Raw genomic sequence first — 14,481 nt, forward strand, 5'->3', positions numbered from 1 at the left:
TCGGCGAGCGATGACCGCCTGCGAAGGCATTCTTGCCATGCTGGGGCCAACCGCGCCTAGAATGAGGGGACATGACCTGCGCCTGGCGTGGGTGACGTTCCACGCGAGACGTGCACCGATAACAGGAGTCCCCTCATGTCACTGACGCCTTCCACCATGATCGAGCTGGGCTCGCCACTGCCGGCGTTTCGGCTTCCCGATGCCGACGGCAAGGAAGTCGACAGCGCCGATTTCGCCGGGCGCCCGGTTCTGGTGGCGTTCATCTGCAACCACTGCCCCTTCGTCAAGCACATCGCGGATGCCTTCGCCGATTTCGCTCGCGAGTATCAGGCCAAGGGCCTGGCGGTGGTCGCCATCAACAGCAACGACTTTCACACCCACCCGGACGACCGCCCTGAGCGCATGCGCGAGGAAGTCGACGCACGCGGCTATACCTTCGATTATCTGGTGGATGAAAGCCAGGATGTGGCCCGCGCCTTCGAGGCAGCCTGTACGCCGGACTTTTTCCTGTTCGATCACGAACATCGCCTGGCCTATCGGGGACAGTTCGATGCCAGCCGCCCCAGCAAGGAGACGCCGGTCACCGGGGATGACCTGCGCGCCGCCGCCGATGCAGTGCTTGCCGACCGCGCACCGGCGGCCCAGCAGACGCCATCCATGGGCTGCAACATCAAATGGAAGTGAGCGATGTCCAGCATGCGCGGGCGCGGATCGCCGAGGCCCTCGCGGCGACGCCGCTGTTGCTCGACCAGACGCTGTCAGAGCGGCTGGGACGGCGCGTGTGGCTAAAGGCCGAGTCGTTTCAGCATACCGGCTCCTTCAAGGCGCGCGGCTCGCTGAACTGGTTGCGCACGGCGAGTGACGAGGAGCTCGCCGGCGGGCTGGGCGCCGTGTCCGCCGGTAATCATGCCCTGGGGCTAGCCTGGGCGGCACGGCAAAGGAACGTGCCCGTGACCATCGTGATGCCCGAGAACGCGAGTCCGTTCAAGGTGGACGGCAGCCGCGCGCTGGGCGCGGAGGTCATCCTGCACGGCGACATCAACGCGGCCTGGGCGTTGATGCATGAACGAGTCGAGGAGCGTGGCCTGACGCTGGTGCATCCCTATGACAACGAACGCATCATCGCCGGCCAGGGCACGCTGGGGCTCGAGGTGCTCGAGCAGGCGCCGGACGCCCAGGCGATCCTGTGTCCCGTCGGTGGCGGTGGCCTGATCGGGGGTATCGGCGTGGTGACATCGGCGCTGCGCCCCTCGCTCTCGCTGATCGGCGTGGAGCCCCGCGGAGCGGCGAGCATGGCGCATGCCTGGACCCAGGGCGGCCCCGCCAGGCTCGACGGTGTCGAAAGCTGCGCCAAGAGTCTTGCCGCCGCCATCGTCGGCGAGCACACCTACCCGCTCAGTCGCCGGCACGTCACCGAGCTCGTCGCGGTGGACGAGGACGCCATCCACCGCGCCATGCGCCACTTGCTCTACCAGACCAAGCTGGTCGCCGAGCCCGGCGCGGCCGTGGGCGTGGCTGCCCTGCTCGAAGGCGCGGCGACGCTACCACCGCAAGGCGATGTCGTGATCATCGTCACCGGCGCCAACCTGGGACGCGATGAGCTGGCCGACTTTTTGTAAGCAGCGTCTTTGCAGTACGCGCTGGAACGACATGCTGGCATCACGTACTCGCTCGTCGCGCCCTTAGAAGTCGAAGAACACCGTCTCGCCCTCGCCTTGCAGCCGGATATCGAAGCGATAGCGCACCTTGCCTTCGCTCTCTTCGCGCTTGGCGATCAAGGTCTGACGGCGCGCCGGGGATTCCACCGCGTTGAGCACCGGGCAAGCCGCGTTGGCCTCGGCTTCATCCTCGAAGTAAAGCCGCGTGTGCAACTGAATATTGATCCCCCGGGCGAACACGGCGAGGGTGACGTGCGGCGCCATCAGGCGCCCGTCGCGACGCGCGACCTGGCCCGGCTTGATGGTGTGAAAGCACCACTCGCCATCGCTCTCCGCCGTCGTCGCGGTACGTCCGAAACTGTTGAACGCCGCCTGCAGATCGAATTCGCACTGATAGTTGCCATGCGCATCGGCCTGCCAGGCTTCCAGCAGGGCATCGCGCACCAAGTCACCGTTGCCGTCGATGACGCGCCCCACGAGTTCAATGGCTTCACCGTCGGCCTGCGGCGAGGCGAGGCGGTTCCAGATCTCTTCCTCGCGCGGGGGCAAGCCGGCGATATCCAGAGCCAGGCCGATGTGCACGTAGGGACCGGCCGTCTGCGACGCGGTTTCGCGCAGCATGAGCGCGGCGCTAGGCTGTGAATTCGGCTGTTGCATGATTTACCCCTGGTTCTCGAAATAGGTTTGCAGTTCACCGCGAACGACCAGGTCGAAGCGGTAGGCCAGGCAATCCATCGAGCGGCTACGCGCCATGTCGAGACGCCCGGTCATGGTCTCGACAGCCTCGGGATCGCGCAGAGTGTGCACGATGGGACACAGCGGAATCAGTGGATCACCCTCGAAATACATCTGCGTGATCAGTCGCGTGGAAATCGACGGCCCCATCACCGAGACGTGGATGTGCGCCGGGCGCCAGCTATTGATGTTATTGGGCCAGGGATACGGGCCGGGCTTGATGGTGCGGAAACGATACCAGCCCTCGTCGTCGCTCAAGCAGCGGCCCACGCCGCCGAAATTGGGATCGAGCGGTGCCAGGTAGCCGTCTTTCTTGTGGCGATAACGCCCACCGGCGTTGGCCTGCCACATTTCCACCAGGGTGTTGGGTACCGGCTTGCCGAACTGATCGACGACACGTCCGAACACGATGACCCGCTCGCCGATGGGCAGACCGGCCTGGGCTTCGTTGTCGGCACGGAAGTTGAGCAGCAGGTCGTTGTCGTGCGGGCCCATGCGCAGGCGCGTGAAATCCGGGCCGGCGAGCTCCGAGACACTCGGCGTCTGCAGACTGACGTAGGCCTGGCTGGGGGAGCGCGCCACCGTCGTCTTGTAGCCTGGCGCATAGGCCGGGGGATGCCAGTTACGGTCGCGCTCGACGAAGCGCTTGTTATCGTTGAGAGGCATGCGAATCTCCTGAGCGAAAGAACCGCGGCGCCCGCGAACGCCGCGATGACATGCCGCATTGTCCGCGCTGGGCCCCGGCTGCCAATTGAAATGGCTGCCCGCCCCCATAACCTCCTGGCTATATCGGCCAAAGGTCTATACGACCAAGGAACAAGCCTTCGCCGCCATCAAAGCGCAGGGGTCCCCACCTCGGCGACGACCTCGCGCAGACACGCGCTCAGGGCGTCGACGCCGGGGTTGCGCGGCAGGGCGATATTGGTGCACACCCCCACGGAGCCGCCCCGCGATTCCAGATGCACGGGTAGACAGGCCAGACGGCCATCGCGGAGATCCTCGCGTACCGCATCGAGAGGCGCGACCCACAGCGCGTCACTGGCCAGGGCATACCGGCGACTCAACGAGAGCGACAGGGTTTCCAGTGCGATACGCGGCGGCCCCGCACCTTGTTCGACCCAGAAGCGCTCGACCTGATCGCGCAGGGTGGTCGAGGTCGGCGGCACGATCCACGCATTGGCGGTCAACGCTTCGCCTTCCAGCGTGCCGTGCGCCAACAGCGGATGCCCGCCGCGCACCACCAGCACCAGCGGCTCGTAATACAGGTGCTCGAACTGCAGGCCACGAATTTCGCGGGCCTCGCTCATGCGTCCGGCCACCGCATCCAGTTCCCCCATCCGCAGGCGGGAGAGCAGGTACGCACTGGGCCCCGTCACCACCTGAACGCGCCATTGCGGTGCCTGGGCATGCAGGCGATGCAGCGCCCGAGGCAGCAGGCCCTCTTCGACAGTCGACAAGGCACCCAGGCGCACCACCGCTTCCTGCTGGGCGGCGTCGCGCACCGCCTGGAAGCCCTCGCCCAGACTGCGCAGCGCCGGGCCGGCGTGACGCAGCAGGGTCAAACCGGCAGTGGTCAAGGTAGCGCCATGCGGGCTGCGCTCGAAAAGCGTCGTCTCGAGGATCTCTTCCAACTCGCGAATCGTCTTGGACATCGCCGGCTGGGTAATGGAAAGCGCCTGCGCGGCCTTGGCCAGGCTCTGCAGACGCGCAACTTCCTGAAACGCCATGAGATGGCGCAGCTTGACGCGAGCGCTCAGCATCGCGGTGTCCTCACGAATCACGGGCAGGGGCGCGACGCATGTGAGCCACGCTCGCTCGCCCTTGCCAAGGTCAGCATCAGTGAGATGAGGATACCAGCAGGCGCTTGGTGGCAGCCATGGCGGCAAGGCTTATCGCCATCAACTCATGGCCGAGGAACACAGCGGCGTCACGTCACGCGAGCATGGTCTCATCACAACGCGCACTTGCCGTCACGCAAGGCCAGCGCCTGTTCGTAGACTGCCCGGGCGTTGTCGATGCCCCGCTCTTCCAGCCGCTCGAGGTAACGCTCGGTGCCACGTTTCAAGGGGCCCGACCACTGCGGATCGTTCAGGGGATCCTCGACACTATGGATCGTGTCGCCCTGCTCGCGCGCCTGCGCCTTGCCCTCGCGATCGAGCCGATAGAAGACCTCGCCCGCTCGCTCTGCCCAGTCCATGCCGCTGTTGGCATCGATGGCTTCGCGTGCCTTCGGCGATAGCGCCTCGTAAGCGTCGCGATTCATGATCGCCATCAGGGCGCCCGTGTAGTAGGGAATATCCAGGTGATGGTTGACCAACTCATTGACCTGGAACACCTTCATGGCTTCCCAGGGCAAGCTCAGGCCATCGATTACGCCACGCTGCAGCGAGGTATAAATGTCCGGTGCCGGCATGCCGATCGGATCGGCGCCCATGCTTTCCAGCATGTCGCTGGAGACTTCGCTGGGGGTGCGGATGCGCAGGCCCTCGAGATCCGCCGGCGTTTGCACGTCGGTGTCGCGCGTATGCAAAGGCGCCGGCCCGGTGGTGAAAAAGAACAGCGGATGCGAGTCGGCGTATTCGCCCCCCAACGCCCCTTCCTCGTAAAGCGACTGCAGGATGCAGGCGCCTTGCGGTGCACTCGCCGAGACTCCCGGCAACTGCACGATCTCGGAAAGTGGGAAGCGTCCCGCCGTATAGCCTTGCAGCGTGACGGTGATATCGGCGATGCCGTTGACCACGCTCTCATAGGCGCTGCTCGCATTGCTAAGCGTCTGCGAGGGATAGATCTCTACGTCGAGCGCTCCTCCGGCATCTTCCTCGACCTGATTCGCCCAGGCCTCGATGAGATCCTTATTGACGGCGGACTGCGCCGGCCACAGGTGACCCAGGCGCAGTGTGGTCTCGGCGTAGGTCCCGCTCGCCGCAGCGGTGAGGCCGATCCCGAGAAGACAGCAGGAGATGGCGTGTTTCATGGTGATACCTCGTTATCATTGTTGGATATTCACTGACATGGCGTGCGTCGAACGTTCCGGCCCTCAGGGTTCGATGGTCGTCGTCGACACTTCGATCACACGGGGGCGATCATCGGCAAGGGCCGCTTGCAGTGCCGCCTCGAAGTCGTGGCGGGCCGACACGGCCACGGCCTCGACACCATAGCCCTTGGCCAGGGCACAGAAGTCGAGCCCGGGGACGTCGAGACCAGGGGCATCCTCGGCATTCAGCAGGCGGGAGAACCAGCGCAAGGCACCGTAAGTGCCGTTCTTCAAGATCACGAAGACCACCGGAATGCGATATTGCGCGGCGCTCCACAGCGCGGTGATGGCGTAATTCGCCGAGCCATCGCCGATCACCCCGATCACCCGGCGTTCGGGGCAGGCCAGCTGCACGCCGACGGCGGCCGGCAAGCCGAAGCCCAGGCCGCCGGCGGCGGGAAAGAAGTAACTGCCCGGGTGGCGCATCTCCACCCGCTCCCAGAACGCCGTGACCGTCGAGGTGGATTCCTTGACGTAGATCGCGTCCTCCGGCGCCACCGCGTTCATGACGTCGAATACCGTCTCCGGCGTCAGCATCCCCTCGGGGTCGACCTGCGGCTCGGGGGCAGCTTGCGGTTCGGGACGCGCCCGACCGCTTTGCCGGACATGCGGCACCAGTTGGTCCAGCATGGCGTAGATGTCACCCACCAGGGCATCGCCCATGGGGGCCCGCGCCGCCTCCTGCATGTCGCAGGTAATATGAATCAGTTTGGCGCCCTCGGGCAGGTAACGCCCCGGCGCGTATTGATGATAGCGGAACACCGGCGCGCCGATGACGACGATAAGATCATGTCCCGCGAGCCGGTCCGAAATCCCCTGGATCGCCGCCGGCAGGACGCCACGAAAGCACGCATGACGCGTCGGGAAGGGGCAGCGCGAGGCCGATGGTGCCACCCAGGCCGGCGCGTTCAGGCGCTCGGCCAGGGCCACCGCCAGGCCATTGGCGCCGTAAGCGTCGACATCCGGTCCCAACACCAGCACCGGATGGCGAGCCGCGTTCAAGCGCTCCGCCAAGGTTCTGAGTTGCGCGTCAGAGGGCAGCGCCGCACTCGTCACCTCACGCTCACTGAGCAACGCGGTTTCCTCGCTCACCTCATGCCCCCAATCATCATGCGGAATCGACACGTAGACCGGCCCACGCGCTGGCAAATTGGCCGTATGGATCGCCTGGCTCAAGGCGCGAGGCACGTCCTCCGGACACGACGGCTCATAACTCCACTTGACCAGCGGGCGTGGTAACTGCGGCGCATCGACATTGGCCAGCATCGACTCCACGCCGATCATCGAGCGGGCCTGCTGTCCTGCGGTCAGCACCAGGGGGGAATGCGAATACCAGGCGTTGGTCAGCGCGCCCATGGCATTGCCGGAGCCGGCGGCGGCATGCAGGTTGACCAGCGCCGGCGCGCCGCTGGCCAATGCGAAGCCATCCGCCATGCCCACGACCACGCCCTCGTGAAGACCGAGAATATAACGAAAATCGCCAGGAAAATTCTTGAGGAAAGGCAGCTCATTGGAGCCGGGATTTCCGAAAACGGTTGTCATTCCCCGGCGGCGCAATAAGTCATAAGTTGCAGAATGAACGGTTGGCATAACCACCTCAAAGCATCGTGTTCTTGAACGATAGTTTTCTTGCCAACACCACTCAAATCATTATTCTTTCTAAACAAAATAAACAGGACTTATTCGGATGCGCCCTATCGACCTCAATCTCATACGGACATTCGTGACACTTTATGAGTCAGGCAGTGTCACGCTCGCCGCCCATAAGCTCAATGTGACGCAACCATCGGTCAGTTATTCTCTCTCCCGCTTGCGCGAACTTTTCGACGATCCTCTTTTTTCCAGAACGCGCGATGGTATGGCGCCTACCTTCTGTGCCACACAACTCTACGCATCTTTTCGACATGCCTTGACGCAGATCGAGCATACGATCGGCGACCATCAGCATTTCGATCCTCGCCACTCGCAGCGGCGTTTTCGGCTAGCCTTGACTGATTTGGGGGAAACGACACTGCTGCCTGTCATTCTTCAGCGCATACAGACATTAGCACCCTATGTGGAACTTGAAGTCGTGCCACTGGAGATAGAAAAGATAAACGCATGGTTCGACAACAAAAGTGTCGATGCCGTCGTGTGCAGCCGAGATATAATGACCCCCAGCCTGGGCAAGAGGGTCATCCTCGAGGAACGCTACGTTTGCCTGTTAAACGCGCAGCATCCTCGTATCGAAAAGACGCTCGACATGAATACTTTTACGCATGAACATCATATCGTCGTGTCGCCCTCATCGGGACACGGCCTTGCCGAAGATGTATTGAAAAAACATGATATCAGTCGCAAAGTCAGCGTCGTGGTACCTCACTTTTCGGCGTTGCCTCGCATTCTTGAGAATTCAGAGCTGCTAACGATACTTCCGGAGCAGATCGCACGAATCTTTACTCGGGAAGCGGCACTGCAGATATGTGAGCTACCTTTCGATGTACCAAATGTCGAGGTAGCTCTCTACTGGCCACGCCATGCCGATGACTCATCAGCGCAAGAGTGGTTCCGCCAAACGCTCATCGAAGCCATCGCCCCTGAGCATGATACGCAGGGTCCGTCAGGCGAGATCTGACGGCCCCTGCTGGGCTACACTCACGTGTCGCACGACGCCTTGAGGGTCATGACAGTGTCATAAGTCTGTGCACCTGGCAGCCCTTTCTCCTGCAAATCGTTAATATAACGGTTGACCGTGTCCTTGAGTACCGGTCCCCAGTCTTCATCTTCGAGGGGGTTCTCGACGGTGATGATCTTGTCACCTGCTGCGACGGCCTCCTGACGTCCCGCCTTGATCAATTCATCATAGACGCTGGCCGCTTTCATCGACCATTTCATGCCGCTGTGGTTATCGATGACTTCCTGGAGGTCGGGCGGAAGACGCTGGTAAGTATCCTTGTTCATCGTCGCTATCAACGACAGGTCGTACAGCGGCACCTCGGTATGATAATTGACAAGCTCATTGACACGGAATGTCTTGGCGCCCTCCCAGTTGATGCTCAAGCCATCCATCACGCCGCGTTGCAAGGCGGTGTAGATATCCGGCGCAGGCATGCCGACGGGTTCGGCGCCAAGATCCGCCATCATGTCGCCCACCAAGGATGTCGGGCGCCGCAGGCGCATGCCTTCGAGGTCACTCGGCTTGGCGAGCAACTTGTCCTTGGCGTGCAGATAACCCGGCCCGGTCGTGAACATGAACAGCACATGCGTATCCGCGTATTCTTGGTCGAGGTTGCCTTGCTGATACAGCTTTTGCAGCACACACGACCCTTGGCGACTGCTGTTGGAAACACCCGGCACCTCGACGACCTGCGTCAGCGGAAAGCGCCCCGAATTGTAGCCCTGCGCTGTGGCACCGATATCGGCGATCCCGTTGACCACGGCTTCATAGGTGGCGTCGGACTTGGCGAGGGTCTGACCGGGGAACACCTGCACGTCAAGGCGGCCGTCCGAGGCCTCTTCCACGCTATCGGCCCAGGCCTGGAAGATTTCCTTGTCGATCTTGGAGCCCCCCGGCCAGACATGCGCCAAGCGCAGGGTTTCCGCCTGTGCCAGGCCAGGCAACACGGCCAATCCAAGGGTCAAGCCGGCGGCGTAATAGATTGTTTTCATTGTTGGTACCTCATGATGATTTATTGCTGTCGTTTATATCCTTCCATGCAGCTAGCGGCATCCACTCCTGGAATCAAATAAGAAATAGACTGAGCACGGGAAATGCGATCAATAGCGCCAGGCGCACGAAATCGGCGGCGATAAAGGGCGCCACTCCCTTGAAGATCTCGCCCAACCCCACGTGGGGCGCCATGGCCTTGATGACGAAGACGTTCATTCCGACCGGAGGGGTGATCAAGCCCAGCTCGACGGTCAGTACCGTGACGATGCCGAACCACACCGGATCGATACCCAGACTCTGAATGATCGGAAATACCACCGGGACGGTAATCACCAGCATCGCGATGGAGTCCATGAACATGCCGAGCACGAAGTACAGCAGCAGGATGCACAACAGTACGACGATCGGGGCGAGATCGAGGCCGAACAAAAAGTCGCTGATGGTGAAGGAAATGCGCGACACCGAGATGAAATAGCCCAGCGTCTCGGCCCCTACCAGCATGAAAAACACTACCGCCGACAAGGCCAAGGTTTCCTGAACCGACTGCCATACTCCCCGGGCACGCATCCCCTTGGCCAGGGCGTACAAAAGGGTGGCGAAGGCGCCGACGCTCGCCCCCTCGGTAGGCGTGAAGGCACCGAAGTAGATCCCAAGGATGAGCAGCAGAAAGACGCCAAAGAAGGGTATCAGTCCAGCCAGAGACTTGGCCTTCTCGCCCCAGCTAGTGGGCTCGCCGGCCACGGCCAGCGACGGCTTGAGGCGCATCACCACCGTGATCGCCAATGAATAGAACAACAGCCCCATCAGACCGGGGATAATGCCCGCCATGAACATGTCGCCTACCGACTGCTCGGTGAGAATGGCATAGATCAGCAGCGCAATGCTCGGCGGTATCATGATGCCCAGCGTGCCCCCGGCAGCCAGCGCCCCGGTCGCCAGGCCACGGTTGTAACCGTAACGCTCCATCTCCGGGAGCGCGACACGGGTCATGGTGCTCGCGGTAGCCAGCGAGGAGCCCGAAATCGCCGAAAAAATCCCGCACGACCCGACCGCCGCGATGGCCAGCCCGCCTTTCCACCCTCCACAGATAACGCGGGTCGAGTTGAAAAGCTTACCTGCCATTCCCGAATGGGCGGCCAGCACCCCCATGAGGACGAACATGGGAACCGCGCTGAAGCTGTAGTTGGACAGCACTTCCACCGGCACGGACTTGACCATCGACAAGGCGGCGCCCAGGTTGATGATTTGAGCGAATCCCACGACGCCGACGATCAGCATCGAAAGCGCCACCGGCACACGCAGCATCATCAACACCAGCAGCATGGCCAGGCCGATACCGCCTATCATTTCACTCCCCATGAGCGGTCTCCTCCTCTTGGCCGAAAACACCGCTCAGCACGACATGCAGCAAACTGCGCAAGCTGAGTAACGCACTCAGGAAAGCGGCAAAGAAATAAATGGGCCCCATGGAAATACGCAGGTCTTGCGTCACTTCGCCATGCTCTAGCGCTCCCCTTCCGGAATCGATCAACCCCGTACAGAGAATGAGCCCCATCACGGCGAAGCCGACGAGATAAAAGCCATGTATACGTGTCTTGAGTGAGTCATTTAAACGATGAGTTAGTACTTCAACCACCACCTGACTTTTCTCGACGCTCGCGGCCATGGCCGCGAGCAAGGAGAACAGCAGCAGGTAGCTTACCAACTCCACGCTTCCGGCTACGCTGAGGGATACCGCACCGCTGGTCAGGTCACTCAAGAAACGCAGCCCTACATCGACAATCGTCACCATCAGCAAGGCCAATAGCGAGACACCGCCAATGACCTTGCACAGGGCGCCCAGCCAATGGCTGAGACGCATGAGCCCTTGCTGCATACCGTTCTCTCCTAGGCCTTATTTGGCTGAGCATGCCTTGCTTGCTTCAAGGGCGGCATAGTAGACATCACGCGCCTGTTCCAGACCACGTGCTTCGAGTCCACTGAGATATTGATCGATACCGGCCTTGAGTGGCTTTTCCCATGCCGACTCTTGCAGCGGATTTTCTACTACGCGGATGGTATGCCCGGCTTCCTTGGCCTGCTGTTTGCCGGCCTTGTCATCGGCGGCAAAAACCTCGCCGGCTTTTTTCGCCCACTTCATTCCGGAATTTTCATCGATGGCCTGCTGTTGCTCGGGCGTCAGGCTTTCATAGGCATTCTGATTCATCGTGGCCACGAAGATCAGCGTATAGAAGGGGACTTGTGTGTGGTAATTGGTGAGTTCGTTGAGGCGGAACGTCTTCATTCCCTCCCAGGGGAAGCTCAAGCCATCGATTACGCCACGCTGCATGGAGGTGTAGATTTCCGGTGCCGGCATGCCCACCGGCTCGGCCCCCATGTTCTTGAGGATATTGCCCGCCACCGCCGTGGGACGACGTATCCGCAGACCTTCAAGGTCGGATGGCTTCTGGACATCCGTTTCACGGGTGTGGATATAGCCTGGCCCCGTGGTAAACATGAAGAGTACGTGTGAATCTTTATACTCTTGATCGATCTTCCCATCGTTATAGAGCGTTTGCAGCACGCAGGCGCCTTCCGGTGCCGAGGAGGCCACCCCCGGCAATTCAACGATCTGGCTCAGTGGAAAGCGGCCATTGGTATAGCCTTGCGCCGTGATGCCAATGTCGGCGATGCCGTTGACGGTCGCATCATAGGTTTCATCGGCCTGACTCAAGGTCTGCGAGGGATAGTTCTCGACCTGCAACGATCCATTGGAGTCCTTTTCCACCTGGTTCGCCCAAGCCTCGAACACCTGCTCATTGATCGATGAAGCGCCCGGCCAGAAATGCGACATGCGCAGCGTGGTTTCCGCCTGAGCGGTAGAGACGGCAGCCGCCGTCAGGGAGAGGGTGAGCATGCAAGTGAGCGTGCGTTTCATGGCGTTGATTCCTCTTGTTATCTCAAAGAGATCCAGCAAGGATCTCTCGGTTTCAGCGCCTTCCGAGGAAGGCCAGCCCGGGCCAGGCGTTCGTTATAGGGGGTTGCCCCAGCCCAGCTTCTTGGCCATCGCAAAGGCGTGGTTTGCCGCCGGCACACCGGCATAGATCGCGACATGCATCAGCGCCTGACGCAGCTGCGCCTCGCTCAGGCCGATGCGCTGCGCCGTTTTAAGATGGAGTTCCAGTTCCCCGTCGCGGCCCAGCGCCGCCAGCACCGCCAGCGTGATCATGCTGCGCTCGGTGCGGCTCAAGTCATCGTTGCCCCACAACTCGCCCCAGGCCATGCGCGTGATCATGTTCTGAAAGGGCGCATCGAGGGTCGTGGCATTTTCGCTGGCACGCGCCACGTGCTCATCGCCGAGTACCTGCTTGCGCGTTTCCAGCCCGGCGACATAGCTCACACCGTTTTCGTTGACGTGCTCATCACCCAGCCAGGCACGTAGTCGCTTGGCGATCGCCTCAGGCACTTCCACGCTGGGCACGTGGGCGATGTTTTCGAGCACCTCGAGGCGCGCATCGCCGAACTGAGACGCCAGCGTTTTCAGGGTATCGGGCGGCGTGGAGAGATCCTCGCGCCCTCCTAGTAGACGCACGGGCTCAGTGACATCACTCAGCTTGCCGGTAAAGTCGGTGTCGGCCAGCATCTCGCACAGCCGTGCGTAAGACTCGCCATCGGTGCGCATGAGCTGGACCTTCCAGCCCGTATAGGTCGCCGCATCGCCTTGCGCGAATGCTTCGGAAAACCAGCGTGGCACGATCTCGTCGGCCATGGCGGCCAGACCTTCCTGACGCACGCGCGCGGCCCGCGTATGCCAGTTGTCCGGCGATCCGATCACCGCGCCGGTATTGGTCAGCACCACGTTGGCAAGCCGCTCGGGGCACTGAACCAGCAACTGCTGGCCGACCACGCCACCGATCGAGGTGCCCACGAAATGAAAGCGCGCCAGGCCCAGCGCATCGGCCAGGGCCAGGGCGTCTTCGGCCAGCGCGCGGGGATTGACCGCCGCCGACAACCCGCTGCTCGCGCCATGACCGGGCAGATCCCAGGTCACGCAGCGAAAGCGACCGCGCAGGGCCGCGACCACGCCTTCCCAAACGTCCTGACTCATGCCCAGCGGGTGTGCCAACAGCACCGCCGGCAGCGCGGCTTCACCGCTATCGCGATAGGCGATCGTGCGTTCCGCCACCGTCAAGAAAGCCATGCCTGTCTCCTCAAACGCGTTCGATCAACGTGGCCACGCCCTGGCCCACACCGACACACATGGTGCACAGGGCGTAACGCTTGTTCTGTGCATGTAGCTCGTGCGCTGCGGTCAACAGCAAGCGTGCCCCGGACATGCCCAGCGGATGTCCCAGCGCGATCGCGCCGCCATTGGGATTGACGCGTGGGTCATCATCGGCCACACCCAGCTCGCGCAGGCACGCCAGGCCCTGGGCGGCGAAGGCTTCGTTGAGTTCGATGATGTCGACCTCATCGATGCCGATCCCCAGGCGGTCGAGCAGCTTGCGCGTCGCCGGCACCGGGCCCATGCCCATGATGCGCGGCTCGACGCCGGCGGTGGCCATGCCCAGGATCCGCGCCATCGGAGTGAGGCCGTGGCGCGCGACGGCGGCGTCGCTGGCGACCAGCATCGCCGCCGCCCCATCGTTGACGCCCGATGCATTGCCGGCCGTCACGCTGCCGCCTTCACGAAACGGCGTCGGCAACTTGGCCAGCTTTTCCAGCGTGGTCCCGGCGCGCGGATGCTCGTCCTGCTCGACGATCAAGGGCTCCTGTTTGCGACGCGGCACCTCGACCGGCGTGATCTCCTGCGCCAGGCGCCCGGACTGCTGGGCGCGCTCGGTCTTCTGCTGCGAGCGCACGGCGAAGGCATCCTGATCCTCGCGGGACACGTGGAACTGCTCGGCCACGTTCTCGGCGGTCTCGGGCATCGACTCGACACCGTAGTGGTTCTTCATCAGCGGGTTGACGAACCGCCACCCAATGGTCGTGTCCTCGATCGCCTGGCTGCGCGAGAAAGCCGTCTCGGCCTTGCCCATCACGAACGGGGCGCGCGACATGGACTCCACGCCGCCGGCCAGCGCCAGCTCGAACTCGCCCGCCTTGATGGCGCGAAACGCCGTGCCCACGGCATCCATGCCCGAGCCGCACAGGCGATTCATCGTGGTGCCGGGCACGCTGGTCGGCAGCCCGGCCAGCAGCGCCGACATGCGCGCGACGTTACGGTTGTCCTCGCCGGCCTGGTTGGCACAGCCCATGATCACTTCATCGATGGCCGCCGGATCGAGATCCGGGGCCTGCGCCAGCACGGCGCGGAAGATCGTGGCCGCCAGGTCATCGGGACGAACACCGGCCAGCACGCCACCGAAGCGTCCCACGGCGGAACGCGTGGGATGACACAGCCAAACATCGCTCATCGAATTCTC

At 62.5% G+C, this 14,481-nt stretch carries 14 protein-coding genes; 3 read left to right on the plus strand and 11 right to left on the minus strand.

Annotated elements, in window-relative coordinates:
* Positions 1–135 precede the first annotated feature (135 nt).
* The gene (locus C8E00_RS09805; protein WP_133697329.1) at positions 136–684 is read left to right on the plus strand and encodes a thioredoxin family protein; all 549 of its coding nucleotides are present in this window, start codon (positions 136–138) and stop codon (positions 682–684) included.
* Positions 675–1,619 carry a threonine ammonia-lyase gene (locus C8E00_RS09810; RefSeq protein ID WP_166638295.1) on the plus strand — a complete coding sequence of 315 codons (945 nt, stop codon included), beginning with the start codon at positions 675–677 and terminating at the stop codon, positions 1,617–1,619. The genes C8E00_RS09805 and C8E00_RS09810 overlap by 10 nt, the downstream gene beginning before the upstream one ends.
* Before the next feature lie 63 nt (positions 1,620–1,682).
* On the opposite strand, the gene pcaG is transcribed toward C8E00_RS09810, so the two are convergent.
* From pcaG to mdlC, 5 genes are all read right to left on the minus strand, one after another.
* Positions 1,683–2,315: a protocatechuate 3,4-dioxygenase subunit alpha gene (pcaG, locus tag C8E00_RS09815; protein ID WP_133697330.1), complete on the minus strand. Its 633-nt coding sequence runs from the start codon at positions 2,313–2,315 to the stop codon at positions 1,683–1,685.
* 3 nt (positions 2,316–2,318) lie between these two features.
* A complete protein-coding gene (gene pcaH, locus C8E00_RS09820; protein ID WP_133697331.1) occupies positions 2,319–3,059 on the minus strand; it encodes a protocatechuate 3,4-dioxygenase subunit beta in 741 nt (246 codons plus the stop codon).
* Between the two features lie 167 nt (positions 3,060–3,226).
* Positions 3,227–4,153 carry a pca operon transcription factor PcaQ gene (gene pcaQ, locus C8E00_RS09825; RefSeq protein WP_133697332.1) on the minus strand — a complete coding sequence of 309 codons (927 nt, stop codon included), beginning with the start codon at positions 4,151–4,153 and terminating at the stop codon, positions 3,227–3,229.
* 191 nt (positions 4,154–4,344) lie between these two features.
* Positions 4,345–5,367 carry a TRAP transporter substrate-binding protein gene (locus tag C8E00_RS09830; protein WP_133697333.1) on the minus strand — a complete coding sequence of 341 codons (1,023 nt, stop codon included), beginning with the start codon at positions 5,365–5,367 and terminating at the stop codon, positions 4,345–4,347.
* Positions 5,368–5,430: 63 nt separating this feature from the next.
* A complete protein-coding gene (gene mdlC / locus C8E00_RS09835; RefSeq protein WP_133697334.1) occupies positions 5,431–7,017 on the minus strand; it encodes a benzoylformate decarboxylase in 1,587 nt (528 codons plus the stop codon).
* Between the two features lie 97 nt (positions 7,018–7,114).
* Between mdlC and C8E00_RS09840 the strand changes: the two genes are divergently transcribed.
* A complete protein-coding gene (locus C8E00_RS09840) occupies positions 7,115–8,041 on the plus strand; it encodes a LysR family transcriptional regulator (RefSeq protein WP_133697335.1) in 927 nt (308 codons plus the stop codon).
* A gap of 20 nt (positions 8,042–8,061) precedes the next feature.
* Here C8E00_RS09840 and C8E00_RS09845 read toward each other — a convergent pair whose 3' ends face one another.
* The 6 genes from C8E00_RS09845 to pcaF all read right to left on the minus strand — a co-directional run bounded on the left by C8E00_RS09845 (position 8,062) and on the right by pcaF (position 14,472).
* Complete coding sequence (locus C8E00_RS09845) at positions 8,062–9,075, minus strand: TRAP transporter substrate-binding protein (RefSeq protein ID WP_133697336.1); 1,014 nt, start codon at positions 9,073–9,075, stop codon at positions 8,062–8,064.
* A gap of 73 nt (positions 9,076–9,148) precedes the next feature.
* Positions 9,149–10,435 carry a TRAP transporter large permease gene (locus C8E00_RS09850; RefSeq protein WP_133697337.1) on the minus strand — a complete coding sequence of 429 codons (1,287 nt, stop codon included), beginning with the start codon at positions 10,433–10,435 and terminating at the stop codon, positions 9,149–9,151.
* Positions 10,425–10,952 (minus strand): TRAP transporter small permease, encoded by a 528-nt coding sequence (locus C8E00_RS09855; RefSeq protein WP_133697338.1) that lies wholly within the window; start codon positions 10,950–10,952, stop codon positions 10,425–10,427. The genes C8E00_RS09850 and C8E00_RS09855 overlap by 11 nt, the downstream gene beginning before the upstream one ends.
* A gap of 18 nt (positions 10,953–10,970) precedes the next feature.
* Entirely contained in the window at positions 10,971–11,993 is a 1,023-nt protein-coding gene (locus C8E00_RS09860; protein ID WP_133697686.1) for a TRAP transporter substrate-binding protein, read from the minus strand.
* A 93-nt stretch (positions 11,994–12,086) separates the two neighbouring features.
* Positions 12,087–13,256: a bifunctional 3-oxoadipate enol-lactonase/4-carboxymuconolactone decarboxylase PcaDC gene (pcaDC, locus tag C8E00_RS09865; RefSeq protein ID WP_133697339.1), complete on the minus strand. Its 1,170-nt coding sequence runs from the start codon at positions 13,254–13,256 to the stop codon at positions 12,087–12,089.
* Positions 13,257–13,266: 10 nt separating this feature from the next.
* Positions 13,267–14,472 (minus strand): 3-oxoadipyl-CoA thiolase, encoded by a 1,206-nt coding sequence (gene pcaF, locus C8E00_RS09870; protein ID WP_133697340.1) that lies wholly within the window; start codon positions 14,470–14,472, stop codon positions 13,267–13,269.
* Positions 14,473–14,481 lie beyond the last annotated feature (9 nt).

The sequence above is a fragment of the Chromohalobacter marismortui genome, assembly GCF_004364315.1.
Lineage (GTDB): Bacteria > Pseudomonadota > Gammaproteobacteria > Pseudomonadales > Halomonadaceae > Chromohalobacter > Chromohalobacter marismortui.

What these genes read in the sequence shown, in the direction of transcription:
- C8E00_RS09805 (WP_133697329.1), top strand. Translation starts at nt 136, where the DNA reads ATGTCACTGACGCCTTCCACCATGATCGAGCTGGGCTCGCCACTGCCG.
- C8E00_RS09810 (WP_166638295.1), top strand. Translation starts at nt 675, where the DNA reads ATGGAAGTGAGCGATGTCCAGCATGCGCGGGCGCGGATCGCCGAGGCC.
- pcaG (WP_133697330.1), bottom strand. Translation starts at nt 2,315, where the DNA reads ATGCAACAGCCGAATTCACAGCCTAGCGCCGCGCTCATGCTGCGCGAA.
- pcaH (WP_133697331.1), bottom strand. Translation starts at nt 3,059, where the DNA reads ATGCCTCTCAACGATAACAAGCGCTTCGTCGAGCGCGACCGTAACTGG.
- pcaQ (WP_133697332.1), bottom strand. Translation starts at nt 4,153, where the DNA reads ATGCTGAGCGCTCGCGTCAAGCTGCGCCATCTCATGGCGTTTCAGGAA.
- C8E00_RS09830 (WP_133697333.1), bottom strand. Translation starts at nt 5,367, where the DNA reads ATGAAACACGCCATCTCCTGCTGTCTTCTCGGGATCGGCCTCACCGCT.
- mdlC (WP_133697334.1), bottom strand. Translation starts at nt 7,017, where the DNA reads ATGCCAACCGTTCATTCTGCAACTTATGACTTATTGCGCCGCCGGGGA.
- C8E00_RS09840 (WP_133697335.1), top strand. Translation starts at nt 7,115, where the DNA reads ATGCGCCCTATCGACCTCAATCTCATACGGACATTCGTGACACTTTAT.
- C8E00_RS09845 (WP_133697336.1), bottom strand. Translation starts at nt 9,075, where the DNA reads ATGAAAACAATCTATTACGCCGCCGGCTTGACCCTTGGATTGGCCGTG.
- C8E00_RS09850 (WP_133697337.1), bottom strand. Translation starts at nt 10,435, where the DNA reads ATGGGGAGTGAAATGATAGGCGGTATCGGCCTGGCCATGCTGCTGGTG.
- C8E00_RS09855 (WP_133697338.1), bottom strand. Translation starts at nt 10,952, where the DNA reads ATGCAGCAAGGGCTCATGCGTCTCAGCCATTGGCTGGGCGCCCTGTGC.
- C8E00_RS09860 (WP_133697686.1), bottom strand. Translation starts at nt 11,993, where the DNA reads ATGAAACGCACGCTCACTTGCATGCTCACCCTCTCCCTGACGGCGGCT.
- pcaDC (WP_133697339.1), bottom strand. Translation starts at nt 13,256, where the DNA reads ATGGCTTTCTTGACGGTGGCGGAACGCACGATCGCCTATCGCGATAGC.
- pcaF (WP_133697340.1), bottom strand. Translation starts at nt 14,472, where the DNA reads ATGAGCGATGTTTGGCTGTGTCATCCCACGCGTTCCGCCGTGGGACGC.